This window comes from Streptomyces sp. 63XJN7_1_ISO-PGPR-S23-121 (genome assembly GCF_056173025.1).
Map to the genome: position 1 here is coordinate 267,432 of NZ_CM149653.1, position 19,922 is coordinate 287,353.

16 protein-coding genes and 1 pseudogene are annotated in these 19,922 nt (G+C 68.8%); 6 read left to right on the forward strand and 11 right to left on the reverse strand.

Annotated features, from left to right (window positions below; genetic code table 11):
• Positions 1-29: 29 nt before the first annotated feature.
• The 3 genes from nhaA to AC0VYN_RS01320 form a co-directional block, all read right to left on the reverse strand.
• Positions 30-1,454, reverse strand: coding sequence for a Na+/H+ antiporter NhaA (gene nhaA / locus AC0VYN_RS01310; protein WP_475534421.1), 1,425 nt, complete (start codon positions 1,452-1,454; stop codon positions 30-32).
• Between the two features lie 247 nt (positions 1,455-1,701).
• On the reverse strand, positions 1,702-3,657 hold the full coding sequence (gene acs / locus AC0VYN_RS01315; protein WP_475534422.1) for an acetate--CoA ligase: 1,956 nt from the start codon (positions 3,655-3,657) through the stop codon (positions 1,702-1,704).
• 218 nt (positions 3,658-3,875) lie between these two features.
• Positions 3,876-6,338: a SulP family inorganic anion transporter gene (locus AC0VYN_RS01320; protein WP_475534423.1), complete on the reverse strand. Its 2,463-nt coding sequence runs from the start codon at positions 6,336-6,338 to the stop codon at positions 3,876-3,878.
• Positions 6,339-6,685: 347 nt separating this feature from the next.
• Between AC0VYN_RS01320 and AC0VYN_RS01325 the strand changes: the two genes are divergently transcribed.
• Positions 6,686-7,969 carry a polysaccharide deacetylase family protein gene (locus AC0VYN_RS01325; RefSeq protein ID WP_475534424.1) on the forward strand — a complete coding sequence of 428 codons (1,284 nt, stop codon included), beginning with the start codon at positions 6,686-6,688 and terminating at the stop codon, positions 7,967-7,969.
• Positions 7,970-8,013: 44 nt separating this feature from the next.
• On the opposite strand, the gene AC0VYN_RS01330 is transcribed toward AC0VYN_RS01325, so the two are convergent.
• Complete coding sequence (locus AC0VYN_RS01330) at positions 8,014-8,994, reverse strand: ATP-binding protein (protein ID WP_475534425.1); 981 nt, start codon at positions 8,992-8,994, stop codon at positions 8,014-8,016.
• Positions 8,995-9,105: 111 nt separating this feature from the next.
• On the opposite strand from AC0VYN_RS01330, the gene AC0VYN_RS01335 reads away from it, so the two are divergent.
• Positions 9,106-9,930, forward strand: a complete 825-nt coding sequence (locus AC0VYN_RS01335; RefSeq protein WP_475534426.1) for a Fic family protein — start codon at positions 9,106-9,108, stop codon at positions 9,928-9,930.
• Between the two features lie 335 nt (positions 9,931-10,265).
• On the opposite strand, the gene AC0VYN_RS01340 is transcribed toward AC0VYN_RS01335, so the two are convergent.
• Positions 10,266-11,099 (reverse strand): HAD family hydrolase, encoded by an 834-nt coding sequence (locus tag AC0VYN_RS01340; RefSeq protein ID WP_475534427.1) that lies wholly within the window; start codon positions 11,097-11,099, stop codon positions 10,266-10,268.
• A 583-nt stretch (positions 11,100-11,682) separates the two neighbouring features.
• On the opposite strand from AC0VYN_RS01340, the gene ssd reads away from it, so the two are divergent.
• Together ssd and AC0VYN_RS01350 are read left to right on the forward strand one after the other, a co-directional pair.
• The gene (gene ssd, locus AC0VYN_RS01345; protein ID WP_451688744.1) at positions 11,683-12,810 is read left to right on the forward strand and encodes a septum site-determining protein Ssd; all 1,128 of its coding nucleotides are present in this window, start codon (positions 11,683-11,685) and stop codon (positions 12,808-12,810) included.
• A gap of 377 nt (positions 12,811-13,187) precedes the next feature.
• Positions 13,188-13,880, forward strand: a pseudogene (locus AC0VYN_RS01350) (ATPase, T2SS/T4P/T4SS family); the annotation flags it as partial.
• Between the two features lie 76 nt (positions 13,881-13,956).
• On the opposite strand, the gene AC0VYN_RS01355 reads toward AC0VYN_RS01350, so the two are convergent.
• Positions 13,957-14,199, reverse strand: a complete 243-nt coding sequence (locus AC0VYN_RS01355; RefSeq protein WP_475534428.1) for a GntR family transcriptional regulator — start codon at positions 14,197-14,199, stop codon at positions 13,957-13,959.
• A gap of 441 nt (positions 14,200-14,640) precedes the next feature.
• On the opposite strand from AC0VYN_RS01355, the gene AC0VYN_RS01360 reads away from it, so the two are divergent.
• Both AC0VYN_RS01360 and AC0VYN_RS01365 read left to right on the forward strand, forming a co-directional pair.
• A complete protein-coding gene (locus tag AC0VYN_RS01360) occupies positions 14,641-14,850 on the forward strand; it encodes a hypothetical protein (RefSeq protein ID WP_475534429.1) in 210 nt (69 codons plus the stop codon).
• Complete coding sequence (locus AC0VYN_RS01365; RefSeq protein WP_475534430.1) at positions 14,847-15,179, forward strand: hypothetical protein; 333 nt, start codon at positions 14,847-14,849, stop codon at positions 15,177-15,179. The genes AC0VYN_RS01360 and AC0VYN_RS01365 overlap by 4 nt, the downstream gene beginning before the upstream one ends.
• Before the next feature lie 87 nt (positions 15,180-15,266).
• On the opposite strand, the gene AC0VYN_RS01370 is transcribed toward AC0VYN_RS01365, so the two are convergent.
• The 5 genes from AC0VYN_RS01370 to AC0VYN_RS01390 all read right to left on the reverse strand — a co-directional run bounded on the left by AC0VYN_RS01370 (position 15,267) and on the right by AC0VYN_RS01390 (position 19,645).
• On the reverse strand, positions 15,267-15,872 hold the full coding sequence (locus tag AC0VYN_RS01370) for a hypothetical protein (protein ID WP_475534431.1): 606 nt from the start codon (positions 15,870-15,872) through the stop codon (positions 15,267-15,269).
• Positions 15,873-15,995: 123 nt separating this feature from the next.
• Positions 15,996-16,199 (reverse strand): hypothetical protein, encoded by a 204-nt coding sequence (locus AC0VYN_RS01375; RefSeq protein WP_475534432.1) that lies wholly within the window; start codon positions 16,197-16,199, stop codon positions 15,996-15,998.
• Complete coding sequence (locus AC0VYN_RS01380) at positions 16,196-16,603, reverse strand: hypothetical protein (RefSeq protein ID WP_475534433.1); 408 nt, start codon at positions 16,601-16,603, stop codon at positions 16,196-16,198. Before AC0VYN_RS01380 ends, AC0VYN_RS01375 begins: the two co-directional genes overlap by 4 nt.
• 1,194 nt (positions 16,604-17,797) lie before the next feature.
• Entirely contained in the window at positions 17,798-18,916 is a 1,119-nt protein-coding gene (locus AC0VYN_RS01385) for a phage major capsid family protein (protein ID WP_475534434.1), read from the reverse strand.
• A gap of 441 nt (positions 18,917-19,357) precedes the next feature.
• Positions 19,358-19,645 (reverse strand): hypothetical protein, encoded by a 288-nt coding sequence (locus AC0VYN_RS01390; RefSeq protein ID WP_475534435.1) that lies wholly within the window; start codon positions 19,643-19,645, stop codon positions 19,358-19,360.
• Positions 19,646-19,922: the final 277 nt, after the last annotated feature.

Sequence of the window (19,922 nt, forward strand, 5' to 3'; positions counted from 1 at the left end):
GGTCCCGTCTTTTGTACCGTCTCGTCAGATCATGCCGGACCGTCGCCCTCCTCGCCTGCCCCGCCCGGCACTTCGGCAAGCCGCGCCGACTTCTTCTCCTCGGCGATCCGCCGGTGCTCGGCGGCCTTCCGCTCGTGGATGGCCGCCATGCGCAGGTGGTACGCCGGGTCGTCCTGCTCGTAGACGTCCGGCACGCCGTCGAGGTCGTCGTCGCGCTCCTCGTCCTCGATCATGCGGCGGTACTTGGCGTTCCGGATCTTCAGCAGCACGGTCGCCACGGTCGCCGCGATGAGCGACCCGGTCAGGACGGCGGCCTTCACCTCGTCGGTCAGGGCCGCGTCGCCGTCGAAGGCCAGCTCGCCGATGAGCAGCGAGACGGTGAACCCGATGCCGGCCAGCGTCGCCACGGCGAACACGTCGGCCCAGGCCAGGTCGTCGCTGAGCGAGGCCCTGGTGAAACGCGCGGTGAGCCAGGTGCCGCCGAAGATGCCGAGCGTCTTGCCGACGACGAGACCGAGGACGACGCCGAGGGTCTCCGGCCTGGTGAACACGTCGGCCAGCACGCCGCCCGACAGGGACACACCCGCGCTGAACAGCGCGAACAGCGGTACGGCGAGACCGGCCGACAGCGGGCGCACGAGGTGCTCGATGTGCTCGCCGGGGGAGTGCTCCTCGCCCTCCCGGGTGTGGCAGCGCAGCATCAGGCCCATCGCGACGCCGGCGATGGTGGCGTGGACGCCGCTGTTGTACATCAGGCCCCAGACGACGAGGCCGAGCGGGACGTACACGTACCAGCCGCGCACACCCTTGCGCAGCAGCAGCCAGAAGAGGGCAAGGCCGGCGGCGGCGCCACCGAGCGCGGCGAAGTTCAGGCCGTCGGTGAAGAAGACGGCGATGATCAGGATGGCGAAGAGGTCGTCGACGACGGCGAGCGTCAGCAGGAAGGCGCGCAGGGCGCTCGGCAGGGACGTGCCGATGACGGCGAGCACGGCGAGCGCGAAGGCGATGTCGGTGGCGGTGGGCACGGCCCAGCCGGCCAGGGAACCGCCGCCCGCGGTGTTGGTGAGCGTGTAGACGACCGCCGGTACGGCCATGCCGCACAGGGCCGCCACCACGGGCAGCACGGCGGCCTTCGGGTCCTTGAGGTCGCCCGCGACCAGCTCGCGCTTGAGCTCGATCCCGGCGACGAAGAAGAAGACGGCCAGCAGCCCGTCCGCCGCCCAGTGCGCGACCGACAGGTTCAGGCCGAGCGCGGCGGGGCCGAAGTGGAAGTGGCTGACGCTCTCGTAGCTGTCGTGGAGCGCCGGGATGTTCGTCCAGATCAGGGCGGCGACCGCGGCGACGAGCAGCAGGACCCCGCCGACGGTCTCGGTGCGCAGCGCGTCCGTGAGGTACGTCCGCTCCGGGAGCGACAGCCGGCCGAAGGCCTTGCGGGGGGTGCGGGGCGACGTCACGGGGGGACCTCCGGTCGATGGGCAGCACGAAACACGTGCCGACCAGACTTCCCGGCGCACCCTGACGATCTATTTGTGACTTTGACGCTTTCCTTAGCGTACCTAACGGGTCGCTCCGGCGCGAACGGGCTGGGTGCTCGCGCCGTGGGACGCCCATGCGGAGGGGCACCCGGCGGATCGCTCGCCGGGTGCCCCTCGGGCGGCCGATTCAGTCCCGCGGAAGGGTCCCGCGGATCGGCCCCGCGGATCAGTCGTCGCTGGACGACGCCGGGAGCTTGTCCTGGATCAGCTGCATGACGCTGCTGTCGGTCAGGGTGGTCACGTCGCCCAGGGCCCGGTTCTCCGCCACGTCGCGCAGCAGGCGGCGCATGATCTTGCCCGAGCGGGTCTTGGGCAGCTCGGCCACCGGCAGGATCCGCTTGGGCTTGGCGATCGGCCCGAGGGTGGCGCCGACGTGGTTGCGCAGATCGGCGACCAGGTCCTCGGTCTCCGCCGCCGTACCGCGCAGGATCACGAACGCCACGATGGCCTGGCCGGTCGTCTCGTCCGCCGCGCCGACCACGGCCGCCTCGGCGACCGACGGGTGGGAGACGAGGGCCGACTCGACCTCGGTGGTGGAGATGTTGTGCCCGGACACGAGCATCACGTCGTCCACGCGGCCGAGCAGCCAGATGTCGCCGTCGTCGTCCTTCTTGGCGCCGTCGCCGGCGAAGTACTTGCCCTCGAACCGCGACCAGTAGGTGTCGATGAACCGCTGGTCGTCGCCCCAGATGGTGCGCAGCATCGACGGCCACGGCTCGGTGAGGACCAGGTAGCCGCCACCGCCGTTCGGCACCTCGTTGGCGTCGTCGTCGACGACGGTGGCGGAGATGCCGGGCAGCGGGCGCTGGGCGGACCCGGGCTTGGCCTCGGTGACGCCGGGCAGCGGCGAGATCATCATCGCGCCCGTCTCGGTCTGCCACCAGGTGTCGACGACGGGCGTGGCGTCCGCGCCGATGGTCTTCCGGTACCAGATCCACGCCTCGGGGTTGATCGGCTCGCCGACCGAGCCGAGGACGCGCAGCGAGGTCAGGTCGAACTTCGCGGGGATGTCGTCGCCCCACTTCATGAACGTCCGGATCGCGGTGGGCGCGGTGTAGAGGATCGTCACGCCGTACTTCTGCACGATCTCCCAGAAGCGGCCCTGGTGCGGGGTGTCCGGGGTGCCCTCGTACATCACCTGGGTCGCGCCGTTGGCGAGCGGGCCGTAGACGATGTACGAGTGACCGGTGACCCAGCCGACGTCGGCGGTGCACCAGTACACGTCGGTCTCCGGCTTGAGGTCGAAGACCGCCCAGTGCGTGTACGCCGTCTGGGTGAGGTAGCCGCCGGACGTGTGCAGGATGCCCTTGGGCTTCCCCGTCGTGCCGGACGTGTACAGGATGAACAGCGGGTTCTCGGCGTCGAACGCCTCCGGCGTGTGCTCGGCGGACTGCCGGTCGACGGTCTCGTGCCACCACTTGTCGCGGGAGTCGTCCCAGGCGACGTCCTGGCCGGTGCGGCGGACGACGAGGACGTGCTCGACGGTGCCGGCGCGCTCGACCGCCTCGTCGACGGCGGGCTTGAGCGCGGACGGCTTGCCGCGCCGGTAGCCGCCGTCGGAGGTGATGACGACGCGGGCGTCGGCGTCCTGGATGCGGGTCGCGAGCGCGTCGGAGGAGAAGCCGCCGAAGACGACCGAGTGGGCGGCGCCGATGCGGGCGCAGGCCAGCATCGCGATCGCCGTCTCCGGGATCATCGGCATGTAGACGGCGACCCGGTCGCCCTTGCGCACACCCAGCTCCAGCAGGGCGTTGGCGGCCTTGGAGACCTCGTCCTTGAGCTGCGCGTAGGTGATGGCGCGGCTGTCGCCGGGCTCGCCCTCGAAGTGGATGGCGACGCGGTCGCCGTGGCCGGCCTCCACGTGCCGGTCGACGCAGTTGTACGCGACGTTGAGCGTGCCGTCCTTGAACCACTTGGCGAACGGCGGGTTCGACCAGTCCAGGGTCTCGGTCGGCTCCTGCGCCCAGGTCAGTCGGCGGGCCTGCTCGGCCCAGAAGCCGAGCCTGTCAGCCTTGGCCTGTTCGTACGCCTCTGCCGTGACGTTGGCGTTCGCGGCCAGGTCAGCGGGCGGCGCGAAGCGTCGCTCCTCCTTCAAGAGGTTGGCCAAGCTGTCATTGCTCACGACATCTCCCTTTCTCAGGGTTGTCCGTTGTGTCCCAGGCCACACCTCATCAGACCCGGGGGGCCGATGACAAGGGTCGACGGGCAATTGGTTTAGACCTGTTGGGGGTGGCGCCGTCTTCGTGACCAGTGGTCATCCGTACCCACGGGCGCCGACGGCGCGGGGTTCAGCGTGTGTAACGCCTCTCACACTCCCGCGCGCGCCGGCTGTCGTGACGCTCAGGCGGTCAGGTCGGCCTCCCGCACCAGCTCGAACCGTCCGGCTCCTTCCCCCTCGGCGAGCAGGTACGCCTGGGCCTCGCCCACGTGGAAGTACATGCCGTGCAGCTCCAGCTCCCCGTCGCCCAGTGCCCGGGACACCGATGCGTGGTCGCGCAGGTGCTCGAGCTGCTGGACCACGTTGGCCAGGCAGAGCTGCTCGGCCGCGTCGGCGGGCCGCCGCCCCGCCAGCCGGGTGCAGGAGTCCTCGTCTCCGGACAGGCGCCGCAGGCTCGGCGCCCCGTGCCGCAGCCACCGCTCGAGCGGCGTCCGCGCCTCCCCGGTCCCGGTGCCGAGCAACGCCTGCAAGGCCCCGCACCCGGAGTGGCCGCACACCGTGATGGACCGCACCTTCAGCACGTCCACCGCGTACTCGATCGCGGCGGCGACCGAGTCGTCCCCGCTCTCCTCGCCGGGCGGCGGCACGAGGTTGCCCACGTTCCGCACGACGAAGAGGTCGCCGGGGCCACTGGAAGTGATCATCGACGTGACCAGCCGTGAGTCGGCGCAGGCGAGGAACAGCTGGGAGGGCTGCTGTCCCTCGCGCGCCAGCCGGGCCAGCTCGCCGCGCACCAGCGGGGCGGTGTTGCGATGGAACGCGTCGATCCCGCGCACCAGTTCACGTCCGCCGGACCCGCTCGGTCCGCTCGGTCCGCCCGGCTCGCCGGACCGGCCGGCTCCGCCGGGCCCGATGGATCCCGCGGGTTCCCCGGTACTGCCGGCCAGGCGGGTGCCTCCGGTCTCCCACGTCCCCTCGGTGCGGGACTTCCGGTCGCTGCCGGGCGGGTGCGCGGGCGCCGTCCGCGGGCGTTCGCACTGATGGTTGCGCCAGGGCGTCCAGGGGCGGCAGCGGCAGCCGTCCGTCTCGGCCGGCTCGGAGATGCGGAGGCCGGGGCGGCGGCCGGTGATCTCGACGGAACCGCCCTGTGCGGTGTGCGTCTTCTGCCAGTCCTGCAGCGTCTCGTACGCCGCGTGGTCCATGAACGATCCGTCCAGCTCCACGACGGTTTCGGCGCCGGGCGGCACGTGGTGCAGGACCCGGCTGAGCCGTGGCACCGCCAGGAAGGTCAACTGGCCCCGGACGTGGACATGGTGGACTCCTTCCGTCTCGACGCGCGTGATGCGGGTGCGGGTCAGCCGGTGCAGGGCGACACCGACGGCCACGGCGATGCCCAGTGCGACGCCCTCCAGGACGCCGAAGAACACCACGCCGCAGGTGGTGACCGCGTAGACCAGTACTTCACGGTGGCGGGTCACCGTGCGGATGTGGTTGAGGGACACCATCTTGAGGCCGACGGCCATGACCAGGGCGGCGAGCGAGGCGAGCGGGATGAGCTCCAGGGCCGGGACCATCAGCAGTGCGGCGATCACTACGAGAACGCCGTGCAGCATCGTGGAGTTCCGGCTGACGGCGCCGGCTTGGACGTTCGCGGAACTGCGCACGGCCACACCGGCGATGGGCAGGCCGCCGAGTGACCCGGAGACGACGTTGGCGGCGCCCTGGCCGAGCAGTTCGCGGTCCAGGTCGGACCGTCCGACGCGTCCGGTCAGGCCCGGCCGGGCGGCGACGAGCTTGTCCACCGCGACCGCGCCGAGCAGGGACTGCACGCTGCACACCAGCGTGGTGGTGAGGACGGCGGCGACGAGGCCGAGCACCGGGCCGTCGGGCAGGGTGGCCAGGGCGTGGCTGCTCCAGGAGGGCAGGTCGACCTTGGGCAGCCGGAGCCCCGCGAGGACGGCGACCGCGGTGGCACCGGCGACGGCGATCAGAGCGGCGGGCACCTTGCCCAGAAACTGACCGGCCCGGCCGGGGAGGCGGGGCCAGAGCAGCAGCAGGGTCAGGGTCAGGGTGCTCGCCGCCAGGTCGGCGGGCTGCACGTCGGCCATCTGGGCGGGCAGGGCGCGCAGGTTGTCGGGGACGGCGCTCTGCGGGGTGCCGCCGAGGACGATGTGCAGCTGCGCGACGGCGATGGTGACGCCGATGCCGGCGAGCATGCCGTGCACGATGGCGGGACTGACGGCGAGGGCGGTGCGCGCCACGCGCAGACAGCCCAGGCCAAGCTGGGCGAGTCCGGCGAGGACGGTGATGGCGCACGTCGTACGCCATCCGTAGCGCTGGATGAGGTCGGCGGTGACCACGGTCAGTCCGGCCGCGGGCCCGCTGATCTGGAGCGGACAGCCGCCGAGTCGGCCGGCGACGATCCCGCCCACCGCGGCGGCGACCAGGCCGGCCTGGAGGGGGGCGCCGGTGGCGAGGGCGATTCCCAGGGACAGGGGGAGGGCGATCAGGAAGACCGCGATCGCGGCCGAGACGTCGGCGCCCGCGACGCGGAATCGCCGGGGGCGCTTGGGTGGTGGGCTGTGGGGTGGGTGGACGTGCTCGGTCCGGGCCGAATCGGCGTGGGCGGGGACGCAGGCTGACATGTTTCCCGTCTCCTCCGGGGCTGTGCGGTCGCGGTCAGGGGGGTCCCCCGCTCGGCGGGGCGGTTTCGCGGCAGTGGGGCACGGCGTACAGCGGCGGGACGCTTGAGCGCTTTTCGATTGCACTCAGTAAACGAATAGTAATTCAGAGTAAAAGGCGGGCATAGACTTTTCGCGCAAATGGAGTAATGCCCTGCTCCGGCGAGTGAATCGGTCTTTTCATCGGCTTGTCGTATTAATTCCTTCTCGGTCTCGTGCCACCTTGACGGCGCTGACGGCACGTCCCGGAACAGCACCCGACATCGCCCTCGTCGGCGTTGGCCCGAGAGAAGGAAGAAGGTGGGCGGAACATGGCCGCCACCCACAGGTTCGCCAAACGCACCGTGATCGCCGCGATCTGCACCGCGTCGTTGGCCGGCTGCGCGATCGGCTCCAACGGCAACCAGTCCGACCACGGGACGAACGGCCCGCAGAAGGAGAAGGGAAAGGCGGCTCCTGCGCCCAAGAACGCGGTACGGCTGATCGGTGACGGCTCCACGGCCTACACCGGTGCCCAGCCGCACCTGCCGCGGCCCCAGCGCCTGAAGCCCGGGCAGAGGCCTCCGCAGTTCGTGGTGTTCTCGTGGGACGGCGCGGGCGAGGACAGCCAGAGGCTGTTCTCCCACTTCCGTGAGGTGGCCAAGGCGAACGACGCCACCATGACGTACTTCCTGAGCGGCGTGTACATGCTGCCGAAGGAGAAGCAGGACCTGTACCAGCCGCCGCAGCACTCACCGGGCCGCTCCGACATCGGCTTCAACGACGAGGAGGGCATCACCGACACCGTCTCGCAGCTGCGCCAGGCGTGGCTGGAGGGCAACGAGGTCGGCACCCACTTCAACGGTCACTTCTGCGGTGCCGGGGGCGGCGTCGGCGAGTGGTCGGTCGAGGAGTGGCAGAGCGAGATCAGCCAGGCCAAGCAGTTCGTGAAGACCTGGAAGACCAACACCGGGCTGAGGGACGCCTCACCGCTCCCCTTCGACTACGACAAGGAGCTGATCGGCGCCCGCACCCCCTGCCTGGAGGGCCAGGAGAACTTCATGCGGGCCGCGAGCCGGATGGGCTTCCGGTACGACAGCAGCGGCGTGAACAACCAGGTCTGGCCGAAGAAGAAGTACGGACTGTGGGACCTGTCGATGCAGCTCGTGCCGTTCCCCGGGCACTCCTTCGAGCAGCTCACGATGGACTACAACTTCATGGTCAACCAGTCGGGCACCACCACCCAGGGTGACCCCGCCAAGCGCGAGTTCTGGGGCGACCAGATGCGCGACAGCCTGCTGCAGGGCTTCCAGCGGGCCTACGACGGCAACCGCGCGCCGCTGATCATCGGCAACCACTTCGAGTCGTGGAACGGCGGCACCTACATGCGGGCCGTCGAGGAGGTCATCGAGGAGGTGTGCACCAAGGAGGAGGTGCGCTGTGTCTCCTTCCGGCAGCTCGTGGACTGGCTGGACGCACAGGACCCGCAGACGCTGGAGAAGCTGCGCACCCTGGACGTCGGCAGGGCCCCCGAGAAGGGCTGGGCGACCTTCCTGTCGGCCGCCCCGGCGCCGGCGCCGAAGGGCGTGCCCGGCGCGCCGGCGACCAGGCGGTAGGCAGCCCGCCGGTGACGGCCGCCGCCGCCGTGCCGCGGTGGTCGTCACGCCGGGGCGACGGCCTCCTCGCCGAGGACGAAGGCGGGGTCGACCTGCGCGGCGAGGTCGGCCCCGGTCCTCTCGTCGCCCCAGCTCCGGGCGTTCTTCAGGTGGAAGTGCACCATCTGCCGCGTGTAGCGCTCCCGGTCGCGCAGTTCGTACGTCGCGTCCGCGGCCGTGCGCAGCGCCCGCAGCGCCCGGTGGTTGGCGTCCTCCAGGAGCTCGAACCGGGGCGGCCGTCCCTTCTCCATGGAGCGCACCCAGTCCGAGTGCCCGACGGTCGTCAGCAGGTCGTCCCCGACCTCGTCGCGCAGGAAGTCGAGGTCGTCCTGCCCCTGCACCTTGTTGCCGACGACCTTCAGGGCGATGCCGAAGTCGCGGGCGTACGCCTTGTACTGGCGGTAGACGGAGACCCCCTTCCGGGTGGGCTCGGCGACGAGGAACGTCATGTCGAAGCGGGTGAACATGCCGGAGGCGAACGAGTCCGAGCCCGCCGTCATGTCGACCACGACGTATTCGTCACGGCCGTCGACCAGGTGGTTCAGGCACAGCTCCACCGCCCCGGTCTTGGAGTGGTAGCAGGCGACCCCCAGGTCGGCCTCGGTGAAGGACCCGGTGACCATCAGGCGGACCGTGTCACCGTCGAGGTCCACCGGCCGGGCGCAGGCGTCGTAGACCGGGTTCTCCTCGCACACCCGCAGCAGCCGCGAGCCCTCGCCGGGCGGCGTCGTCTTGATCATCTCGTCGGCGGAGGCGATGCGCGGGTTGGTGCCGCGCAGGTGGTCCTTGATCAGCGGCAGGTGGTCGCCCATCGCGGGCAGCCCGGCCGCCTCCGCCTCGTCGAGGCCCAGCGCGGCCCCCAGGTGCTGGTTGATGTCGGCGTCGATCGCGACGACGGGTGCCCCGGTGGCGGCGAGATGGCGGATGAACAGGGAGGACAGGGTGGTCTTGCCGCTGCCGCCCTTCCCGACGAAAGCAATTTTCATGTTCACCAAGGGTAGTGGATCGATAGCTGTACGTGGCAGGGGGAAGCGGAGGTGCGTGAAGAAGACCACTCATTCGTGGGGCGCGGCGCCGGGGTGCGTAGTGTCGTACCCATGAGTACGACAGGCGCGACCGCCGATCCGCTCGCGGCCCTGGGATCGCTGCCCGGTGTGGCCGAGTCCGTGGAGTCCGTACGCAAGGCCGTGGACCGGGTCTACGGTCACCGGATCATGCGGCGGCGCAGCAACGAGATCACGTCCGAGGCGGCGCTGCGCGGCGCCCGGGGCTCGGCGGCGTTGTCCGGCGCGGACTGGGCCCTGGAGGAGGTGCGCCGGCGGACCGACTTCAGCGGCGACGACGAGGCGCGCACGGTGGGAGCGGCCCTGCGGCTGACCGCCGAGGCGGGACAGCTGCTGTCCATCTGGCGCCAGTCCCCTCTGCGGGTGCTGGCCCGGCTGCATCTGGTGGCGGCCGCGGACAAGTCCGGTCAGGTGGGACGGCCGCGCCAGGACGGCGAGCCGGTGGACGAGCCGCTCGTCCAACTGCCGATGCCGGATGCCGCGGAGGCGCACGGCCGCCTGGACGGCCTGGCCGAGCTGGTCGCCGCGGGGGGTTCCGCCCCGGCGCTGGTGACCGCCGCCGTCGTGCACGGCGAGCTGCTGGCCCTGCGCCCCTTCACCTCGCACAACGGCCTGGTCGCGCGTGCGGCCGAGCGGATCGTCCTGGTCGGCAGCGGGCTGGATCCGAAGTCGGTCTGCGCGGCCGAGGTCGGACACGCCGAGCTGGGGCGGGCGGCCTACCTGGCGGCCCTCGACGGCTACGTCTCCGGCACTCCCGAGGGCATGGCCGCCTGGATCGCGCACTGCGGCAGAGCGGTGGAGCTGGGCGCGCGCGAGTCGACTGCGGTGTGCGAGGCGCTCCAGCGCGGAGCGGCGTAAGCGGGCGCCGGTGCGGCCCAACCAAATGCGGCGGTACGAGAATTCGTACCGCCGCTGGCATGCTCACCCAGTTACCAAGCGTCCTCGATATATGCCCATCAGGTCGGGACTTTGCCCGTCACCTGGTGCGGCTGGCCCGTAATCGACGGGTCGACGTCGCGTGGGTGCCCGGTGTTCATGCTCGGTCCGTGGGGCCAAATGCGTTCTTAAGGTGATCCTTTCGGATGTCCTTGGTCTCGCGGGCCGTTGACTCCTTTGTACTCCCGGCCGGGAACAAGTGGAAGGCCTTGCCGCACTTCTTTACTTGCACGTTCAAACACAGTGAAGGGGTTGTATCAGGCCACGTCCGTCCGCCGCCGGCTCGCGTACCAGACGAGGCCCGCGGTGGCCGCCGCGGCGCCTATCGCGGCGGCGGCCACGAGGGCCGGACGCGGCGGTACGGCGAAGCCGGGGACCCGCTGCTTGAGCCGCACGGGCCGGTGGAAGTCCAGGATCGGCCACGCGCGCGCCAGGGCTTCGCGTCGCAGGGCGCGGTCCGGGTTGACGGCGTGGGGATGGCCGACGGACTCCAGCATCGGCAGATCGGTCGCCGAGTCGCTGTACGCGTAGCAGCGGGCGAGGTCGTACCCCTCGGACGCGGCCAGGTCGCGGATCGCCTCGGCCTTGGTCGGGCCGTAGGCGTAGTACTCCACCTCCCCGGTGAAGCAGCCGTCCTCGCCCACGATCATGCGGGTCGCCACCACCCGGTCCGCTCCCAGGAGCTCGCCGATCGGTTCGACGACCTCGGCGCCCGACGTGGAGACGATGACGACGTCACGGCCCGCCGTGTGGTGCTCCTCGATCAGGGAGGCGGCCTCGTCGTAGATGATCGGGTCGATCAGGTCGTGCAGCGTCTCGGCGACGAGCTCCTTGACCAGCTGGACGTTCCAGCCGCGACAGAGCGCGGACAGGTACTTGCGCATCCGCTCCATCTGGTCGTGGTCGGCGCCACCGGCGAGGAAGACGAACTGCGCATAGGCGGTACGCAGGGCGGCCCTGCGGTTGATCAGCCCGCCTTGGTAGAACGACTTGCTGAAGGTGAGTGTGCTCGACTTCGCAATGACCGTCTTGTCCAGGTCAAAGAAGGCCGCGGTACGGGGCCAGGAGTGGTTTTCCACGACCCCGAGCATAGGCGCAGCCCATTCGGCGTAAGGTGTGGCGTGTGGGTTTGCCTGAGAAGGCTCTCGGGTACACCATGGAAGTCACGGATCGTTCGCGACCGTGCTAACCCGGTCCGACTCCTCCCCCCCCCGAGTCGGCCGTGGAGACGACCCCCGCTCTCCCCCCCGGCGGGGGTCGTCGCATGTCCGGGTGGGTTTTCCCTTCTGCCGTCGGCGTGTTTCGCGCACGTGGGCGGTGAGTGGCGAGTGGTTTGTCATGCCCATGATTAATCACTGTGTGTAGCTGTCGGACTGCTCAGCGGGAGTCGCGCGGAGCGGGAGCGGGGTGCGGCTCCGGACCCGCCGGTATGGGTGACGGCGATATCCACAACCGCGGAGTTGTCCACAGTTATCGACCAAGATCCACACAGTTTCGCGGATCGCTGCACCGTGATTCCACGCGTTCGGGCCGCGCCCACTCACAGGGCCGGTCCGCTTTGCCGGACGCATATGGCCGGCTTCCGGTTCTTCACACGCTTCGCCGTTGCGCGGGACGCAACGAAGCGGTGAAGCGACGACGCAGGACATGACGAGAACGAAGGGGGACGCAGACATGACCGGGACCGTCACACACGATCCGCCGCCCGCCGCCGGTGGGCGGCAGAGCGGCCCGTTGATCGTCACCGAGGACACGGAACTCCTGGACGACCTGCTGCGCCTGTGCGCGGCGGCGGGCGCCACGCCCGAGGTGCACCACTCGGTGCCGGGGAGGCCGGCGGCATCCGGGCAGCGCGGCAGCTGGGAGGCGGCGCCGCTCGTCCTGGTGGGTGACGACGCCGCCCGGCGCGTACGCGGGGCCACACGCAGACGAGGCGTGGTGCTGGTGGGCCGCGACCAGGACGACCCGGGAGTCTGGCAGAGGGCCGTCGAGATCGGCGCCGACCACGTCCTGATGCTGCCCGACGGCGAACAGTGGCTGGTCGACCGCATCGCCGACGTCGCGGAGGGCGTCGGCAGGCCCGCCCTCACGGTTGGTGTCATCGGCGGCCGGGGCGGTGCCGGGGCGTCCACGCTGGCCTGCGCGCTCGCCGTCACCTCCGCGCGCCAGGGGCTGCGCAGCCTGCTCGTGGACGCCGATCCGCTGGGCGGCGGCCTCGACGTCCTGCTCGGCGGTGAGACGGCCGAGGGACTCAGGTGGCCGGCGTTCGCGGCCTCGCGCGGACGGGTCGGCGGGGGTGCCCTGGAGGAGTCGCTGCCCGAGCTGCACTCGCTGCGCGTGCTCAGCTGGGACCGCGGGGACTGCGTCACCGTGCCGGCCCAGGCCGTACGGGCGGTCCTCGCCGCTGCGCGGCGCAGGGGCGGCACGGTCGTCGTCGACCTGCCCCGCCGGATCGACGACGGGGTCGCCGAGGTCCTCGCCCAGATCGACGTCGGTCTCCTCGTCGTCCCGGGCGAACTACGTGCCGTCGCGGCGGCCGGGCGGGTGGCCTCCGCGGTCGGCATGGTCCTGCGCGACCTGAGGGTCGCGGTACGGGGCCCGTACGCGCCGGGGCTCGACGACCGGGAGGTGGCCCGGCTGCTCGGGCTTCCGCTGGTCGGTGACGTGCCCGTCGAGTCCGGGCTGTTGCGGGCGACCGAGGGCAAGCGGCCACCGGGCGCCGCCGGACGGGGGCCTCTGGCGCGCTTCTGCCGGGAGTTCTGGGAGCGGGCGCTGGCGGCGGAGACGGGCGGTGCGGCATGAGGACGGCGTGGGATGACGACGACGCCGTGGGCGAGGGTACGCCGACCGGTGCGGTGGCCGTGGGGGCGGGCCCTGAGCGTTCCACCGCCCGTGGGGTGGCGTCCGGACAACCTGCCGCGGGGGCGGGTCGTCGGCGGGCGTCCGGGCGGCCCGCGTGGGCGGCCACGGGGGCGGGGCTTCAGGAGTCGTCCCCTGGACCGGCCGTCGGGTTGTGTGCGAGGGCAGGCGTCGGCACGGGAGTTGTCTCGGTGCCGTCCGCTGGTGCCCGGGGGATCACTGCGTACGCCCGTCCGGGCTCCGCAGTGCCGCCGGAGAGCCGAGCGCCCGGGAGGACGACGGGTCCGGCTGCCGCGGTGGCCGTCGAGCGAGCATCTTCGATGGTCCCGGGCCGGGCTTCCGCGGTGAACCTTGGGCAGGCGTCTGCGGGAGCCCCGGGCCGCGCATCCGTCGTGGCTCCTGGGCGAGTGTCCGCGGTGGCCCCGGGCCGGGCTGCTGGGGTGGACCTTGGGCAGGCGTCTGCGGGAGCCCCGGGCCGCGCATCCGTCGTGGCTCCTGGGCGAGTGTCCGCGGTGGCCCCGGGTCGTGCTTCCGCGGTGGCTCCGGGCCGCGGTTCCCCGGCGGTCCCAGGGGCCGGTTCCGGGATGGCCGATGCGGGGTCGGTCTCCGGGCTGCTCGACGGTGTGCGGCGCCGGCTCGCCGAGAGCGGGGCCGAGCCGACCCCCGCGCGCGTGGCTCAGGCGCTGCGGGAGCAGGGACGGGTGCTGGGGGACGCGGAGATCCTCGGTGCCGCCGAGCAGTTGCGGTCGGAGCTCGTCGGCAGCGGACCGTTGGAACCGCTGCTCGCCGATCCGTCCGTGACCGACGTACTGGTGTCCGCCCCGGACCGGGTCTGGGTGGACCGTGGCGGCGGCCTGGAGCTCACGCCGGTCGCCTTCACGGACGCCGGAGCGGTGCGGCGGCTCGCGCAGCGTCTCGCCGCCGTCGCCGGGCGCCGGCTCGACGACGCCCGGCCGTGGGTGGACGCCCGGCTGCCCGACGGCACCCGGCTGCACGCCGTGCTACCCCCGGTCAACCAACCACCTGGGTAGCTTACCGGAGTGCCCCCGTGACCTGGGCGGACGTTGCCCAACTCCGTTGCGCGCGGGGCTAGTTGACCTTCGGCAGCGGATCGGCCACGAACGTCCCCAACCCGACTTCGCCGCGCGTCCAACCTTCCTCGCGCACGTGTCGCATGGCCTTCGCTGCCGTCGCATTCACGACGCCGAACTCTTGGGCAATCTCAAGCGTGGACGGCACACGGCTACCCGGCGGATAGGTCCCGTCTTCAATCCGCCGGATGATCACTGCGGCAATCTGTCGCCACAGCGGGCGCGTGCGGTCAAGCTCCATACCTTCAGCGTGGGTGTCCATGGGTCTCTGCGCATCCGTGGATAACCGTGGATAACTACGGGTACGGTGGTGCCGGTAACAGAAACGCCCCCAGGGTGGCCGGTAGGAGGGCCGCCCCAGGGGCTAACCGAAGAATGGAGCTTCGGCTATGCGAACCCTACTGGCCGCGATCCTCGCGCTCTTCCTGCCCGCCCAGGGCAAGCGCCGCGCTAAGCCTGCCCCCGCGCCGACCACACCCGCCCCCGTACGCCGTCCGCTGCCTGCCCCCAGGTCTCCCCGTCCGCTCGACGTGATCGAAGCTGACGGGCTTCCCCTTGTGCGCCCCTTCCTGATCGCGCACGAACGGGAACGGGAACGGGCGCTTCAGCGGGAACGGCGAATCGCATCAACGCTCGCAGCAATGGGAATTGACTACCCGTACGGTCCCCAGGGGCGTGCGGCATGACTGAGCCGTCCCGCTACCCCGAAAGCCCGGTCGTGCTGCCGCTTGATGATTGGCTGTACGAAGCTCACCCGGTCGCCGGTTGCTCGACGTGCGCTGAGGCACTGGCAGCACTGGCGGCAGCGAAGAAAAGCGGAGACGCGAACGCCCGATTCGAAGCGGCGCGCATTGTCCGGCAGCACCCGCACGAAACGGGAGTGTCCGAGTGAGCGAAATTCAGGGACTCCGCCGACTGGGGCACGACGCGGCGAGCGGAAAGACGGCTTACGCGCGCACAGCGCCCGGCGAGCTTCTCGAAGGCATGGCGGACATGACGGCGTTGGAGTCGGCGACGGTTTGGCTCACCCTTGCCGAAGCGATGACGAACGGCGCTCAACTCGACGCCGACGAAGCGAACTTCGTGTTGGCGCGCGTTGTTGAAGCCTTGGGCGAAGTCATCCCGATTGCCGCCCGTGTGGTCGAGGACAACGACGCCCTTGCCCTGTACGCCGAAGCCGGACGCGATATCGGCGCGGGCATGCGCGACATGACGCCGTAAGGACCCTCAGGAACGCACAGAAGCCCCCGACAGCGCCCAGGACTTCCCGGGTGGCCGTAGGGGGCTTCGTCGTACTCTCAGCGCGTCTCAGGGGGCGTCAGCCGGTCGCGCTGTGCGTCTTCCTCGCGGCAGGCTTCGGGGTGTCGTCCCATCGTCGTCAAGGGCGCGCATAGCAATCAACGCGAATTGATCAAGGGTGTCAGTCAGCAGGCGCACCGTAGCGAGTAGTTCATTTATGACGCCCTCGTATTCTCGCTGTGCAGCCTCGTGACGGTCTTCGTCGTCTTCGTCTACGCTCAGGAATCTATGTTCCTCGGCGATGACGACTTGCATTTGTTGCACCACGTCCAATGCGATATTGCGTACCTGAGAAGCGCCTACGACCACGGATTCCGGACCCAACAGGCTGACGTCAACCCATTGCGCATTGATCGATTTCCTAAGCGACTCTTGCGTATCAAGATCAGGGTGCTCATAGAATTCCATCAGCGTAAAACGTTCTTTCAGGTCCGTGATTGTGGCTATGAACGTCTTATACGTTTCACGTCGTGGTTCGTGCCGCTCCTGAACGTACTGCGACCTTGCCGATATTCGCGCCCCTTCGCGCTGTGCCCAGCCTGAAACGACGGCGGCGCCTATTGTCGCCAGTGATCCCAGGAAGGTTCCGAGTAGTGCCGCAACGACCGCATTCATGCGCTGAGTCTGAGGTGAGCACCGCCGGGTGTCCAGACCACCCCCGGGGCACGACAGAAGCCCCGTAGGCGCCCCCAGGATCGTTCCCAGGTGCCTACGGGGCTTCATGGTGGTGCGGGGCGCTCAGAAGACGTCCGGGGCATTCGCGCAGCGATACACGTCGTGCACGTCGCCCCAGGGAGTTTCATCAACGCCCGGTTCGGCGCCCGTATCGCGAAGGAACGCGAGCCGGAACAACGGGAATTGCGGGTGCGCCGTCGGCTCCATCCCGCTGCGAACGATCCGGTTAGCCAGTTCCGACGTAACGTCAGATACAGCGAAACTCATACGGCCTTCCCTTCGTCGTCGCTCACTCGAAGCGCCTTAGCAATCAGCGCGTCGAGATCATCACTGCCGGTTTCTGCCGGGTGCATCTCATGCTTCAGAAGCTGGGCGTCGATCTGAGCGACGAAGCGAAGCGCGGGATGCGCGACCGGTACCCCAGCCGAGCCGGGCACTAGAACGCCCTGAGTGGCGATAGAAGCGACGATTTGCGCCCATAGGTCTCTCAGGTCGTCATGACGGCTTGTATCGCGCTGTGCGTCGTCCTGGGGGCGCAGTGGCACCACAGCGGCAGACGCACGCTTCAGGCGGTTAGCACGCTTTCGGCAGGCTTCACCGCAGTAGATCATTCGCCGGTCGGCGTCAGCGGGAAGCGGCTTTCCGCACGCCCCGCAAAGTCGGTCGTTCATTGGTCACTTCCTTTGTGGTGAATTCCGCTGCGTGACACCCGGCGGGCCGGTCACTCACGGACGCGATTTCCGAGCTGGGACCGGGATCGCTGAGGACACTTCGTCTGAACTTCGAAGCCGCTACCGCCCCTATCGCGAAGCGGATTGCAAAGAAGACGACCCATCATGCATTGCCTTGACCTGGGCAAACACCCTTCGCCGGCGAATGCCTGATGGGTCGTCACTTCACTAAGGCGAAGCCATCAACCTACTCACGTGAGTAGCCTGATCAGCCGCGCCGTCTTGTCGCTCCGACCTGGGCAATGTGTCCGGCCGTAGTCCTGCCCGATGTGGCATTGAAGATCAGCGCCGCATTCTCGTAATCCGACTGAGCCGTGATCACGCCAATGGGCGACGGGGACGAAGCGCGCTTAGACCGAAGCTCAATGCCCAGCGCTGCCGCACGCTCGACACATTCACCCAGGGACAGAAAGCGGGCACCCCCCTCTATGGCGCACTGCCTATCCATGAGAGACACCCCCTTATCCGTCCGCGCTGCCACTGCCCCCAGGACAGGACCAAACCGGCCGCACTCAGCGCACCTAACAGGCATGGACTCATTGAGCACAGCGAAGCGCGCACCGCGCGTGATGAGTTCCCGATCCCGCTGGGTCCGGCGACGTTCCCGCTTATCGCGCATCCGCTCACGCCACGTCATAACTCCACCTTCGATAGTTCAGCTCAGACTCACACGTCAGACAGACATAACCGTCGACTGACGGAATGCGAGGTGCATCGCTCATCACGACGTCGAGCGGCAGCGGATGAAACTTGCGCCGCAGCGTGCGAATCGTGAACGCCGACGTATGGCCGTTCTGTATCTCGCCGCCGCTGCACTTGATTGCAACATCACATTTCATATGTCCCGCCACATCTCACGCTGATGAAACCATTGGGTGCACGCGCGGCAGGCAAGTGTGCGTTGCGCTTTCTTGGCCGACGCTATTCGCACGTTGGCCCGCTGTAGAACTTCGCTCAGCTCGACCACTTCCACAAAGGAGGGCTCATAGAACGGTGTGCCGACGTCGCTGAGCCCTTCAGCCCTGTCTCGCCCCCGGCAATCACTGAGCATTGCGCAGGGCAGAAGCCCCGGGAAACCAGCCGCTTCAGCGCGTACGGCAAGGGTTTCCCGGAGCCTCGCAATCTCGTTCAGGCTCACGCGGCAGGCGCCACAATCTGAACGTGAGCGGCATTGGCAACAACGACGTCGCCGATACGGGCGCGACCGGCGAGCGCAACCTGATCCTTGTAGAAAAGCTCAGGGTGATCGGTGGCCGAAGCAACGCCCAGGTTTTCCCGCATGGCAACAGCCGTGTTCCCCAGCGCTGCCACAATCGCCGTGTCGGCAGGCACGGACGGAATGGCCACGATCTCAGGAAGCTTCGCGAGAAGAGCGCCGTCAATGGCGCCCAGGAACGCCGCCTCAGTGTCCGGGTGCATCAGGAGCGTGTCAGGAATGGCACGCGCCGTCTTGACCCGCGCAATGGCGCCCAGGACACCCGCAGCGTCCACAGCGGCAGCGGTTACGGTGCCCAGTCCCATAAGACCGGGCACGGTTACGTCGCCGTCGGTGCCGCCGTTCACAATGACGTCGTCCACCCCGGCGCCCAGCGCGGACAGAAGCGCAGCGTCAATGCTCGATTCGAGCTGCGGGTAATCCTGAAGGTTGTCATGGTCGGCCTTGACCATGGCCATAACCTTCACGGTTTCGAAGGTGCCGATAGCGCCAGTCTCGATAGTGCCCGGCTGAAGCTCATCATTCCGGCCGGTAATGCTGGCCTGAAGCTGCGGAACGACGGGAACATATCCGCGAGTCGAGTTGTGCGTGAAGGTCTGCACACGGCCGATGAGCTGAGAACCGTTCGGCGCCTCAGCGAGCATGACCGGGGCCGCATTCCAGTTGCCCGTGTCGAGTGCGTCAAGGGCGTCGGCGGAGCGCTCAACGAAGCTGAAACTCTCGTTTCGCTCCACCGGCATACCGAGAATGCGCACGTCACTGAAAGAACGCTTCGTAACGTCGTCGGGAAGGTGATCCGCACCCGCAGAAACGACCGCATTCACATAGGCCGAGCGCTCATCCGTCTTGACGGCGTCGCCGACAAGGCCACGAAGGGCGCCGTCGTGCTCCGCAATCTCAGTGAGAAGACGCTCTTCGGTGTCCTTTGCTCCGGCGGGCATGTTGGCGCCGTACCTCGCCTGAAGCGCCGTCAGCTTCGCCGTGGCAGCGTCGCGCTTCGCAATGTGGTCGGCGGCAAGAGTGGCATCAAGGGCCATGGGTGTTTTTCCTTCGGGAGTTGTGTTGGTTGGTCGCTGTGAATCCTGGGAAGGGCGCGGAGCGGCAAAGCCCCGTGCCTAACCCACAACCCACAGCGGGTTAGCTACTCACGTGAGTAGGTTGTGTGCGCCCTTGTGGCGCTCAGTCCATTGCAGCAACCGGAATTGCGTCCGGCGGAACGAGACTGTGAGTTTTCAGCGGCTTACGGTCGTTCTTTATGGTGAGTCCCAGGATCACGACGGAGCCGGTATGCGTTACGGCGAGGTGGTATCCGGCAGCGCGTAGCCACGGGGTGGCCGTATTACGGTCGATATGCGGGCGTCCACGCCGTGCCGACCATCCGCCGAAGCAGCGACAGAACGAGTCGAGCCATGCGCATGCGTCGTCGTCGTGCACCGTTTCGGATCGCAGAAATTCCCATACCTGATCACGATTAGCGCTCATCGGGCACCCGCAATCCGGCGCATAGCTTCAGCGGCATCCGGATTCGGCACTTCAGTCTTCGGCCGTGTAAGCCCGACCCCCTTCGCGACCGGCGCCCAGCCGACCATGACGATTCGCACGTTGCGACGCTTCAGGGCATCTTCGAGCGCTCCCATTTCCGGGAACGGCGCATCGTGCTTACGTGCCCAGGTGGCGCACGCGTTGCGCAGCATTTCGAGCGGCACGGAACGACTCTTTCCGTGTGCTGTGCGCGCGTTCAGGAATGCTTCGATGGTGGGGGCCATTTGTTTTCCTTCGGGAATGGTGAAGGGCGCACATCGTTTATGACGTACGCCCTTCGGAGAAACATTTGAGGCCGAAGCCGGCTTGTGGCCTAAGTCACTAATAATTTCGCTCTTCGCCCGTGAACGTATTCGTGCGCTTGAACACAATGTCGACGGCGCCCGTAGTCCACATCAGATACGCCTTATACGACGACAGAAGACGTTCCCGATTCGCGGCGCGCGTTTCCTTGTCTACGGCTTTCCAAAGCCGATCACGGAGCTTTAGCACTTCGACGGG

Coding starts and splice junctions, on each gene's coding strand:
- AC0VYN_RS01380 (WP_475534433.1), bottom strand. CDS start 16,603: ATGAACGACCGACTTTGCGGGGCGTGCGGAAAGCCGCTTCCCGCTGAC.
- ssd (WP_451688744.1), top strand. CDS start 11,683: ATGACCGGGACCGTCACACACGATCCGCCGCCCGCCGCCGGTGGGCGG.
- AC0VYN_RS01360 (WP_475534429.1), top strand. CDS start 14,641: ATGACTGAGCCGTCCCGCTACCCCGAAAGCCCGGTCGTGCTGCCGCTT.
- AC0VYN_RS01335 (WP_475534426.1), top strand. CDS start 9,106: ATGAGTACGACAGGCGCGACCGCCGATCCGCTCGCGGCCCTGGGATCG.
- AC0VYN_RS01385 (WP_475534434.1), bottom strand. CDS start 18,916: ATGGCCCTTGATGCCACTCTTGCCGCCGACCACATTGCGAAGCGCGAC.
- AC0VYN_RS01325 (WP_475534424.1), top strand. CDS start 6,686: ATGGCCGCCACCCACAGGTTCGCCAAACGCACCGTGATCGCCGCGATC.
- AC0VYN_RS01355 (WP_475534428.1), bottom strand. CDS start 14,199: ATGGAGCTTGACCGCACGCGCCCGCTGTGGCGACAGATTGCCGCAGTG.
- AC0VYN_RS01320 (WP_475534423.1), bottom strand. CDS start 6,338: ATGTCAGCCTGCGTCCCCGCCCACGCCGATTCGGCCCGGACCGAGCAC.
- AC0VYN_RS01370 (WP_475534431.1), bottom strand. CDS start 15,872: ATGAATGCGGTCGTTGCGGCACTACTCGGAACCTTCCTGGGATCACTG.
- AC0VYN_RS01375 (WP_475534432.1), bottom strand. CDS start 16,199: ATGAGTTTCGCTGTATCTGACGTTACGTCGGAACTGGCTAACCGGATC.
- AC0VYN_RS01330 (WP_475534425.1), bottom strand. CDS start 8,994: ATGAAAATTGCTTTCGTCGGGAAGGGCGGCAGCGGCAAGACCACCCTG.
- AC0VYN_RS01340 (WP_475534427.1), bottom strand. CDS start 11,099: ATGCTCGGGGTCGTGGAAAACCACTCCTGGCCCCGTACCGCGGCCTTC.
- AC0VYN_RS01390 (WP_475534435.1), bottom strand. CDS start 19,645: ATGGCCCCCACCATCGAAGCATTCCTGAACGCGCGCACAGCACACGGA.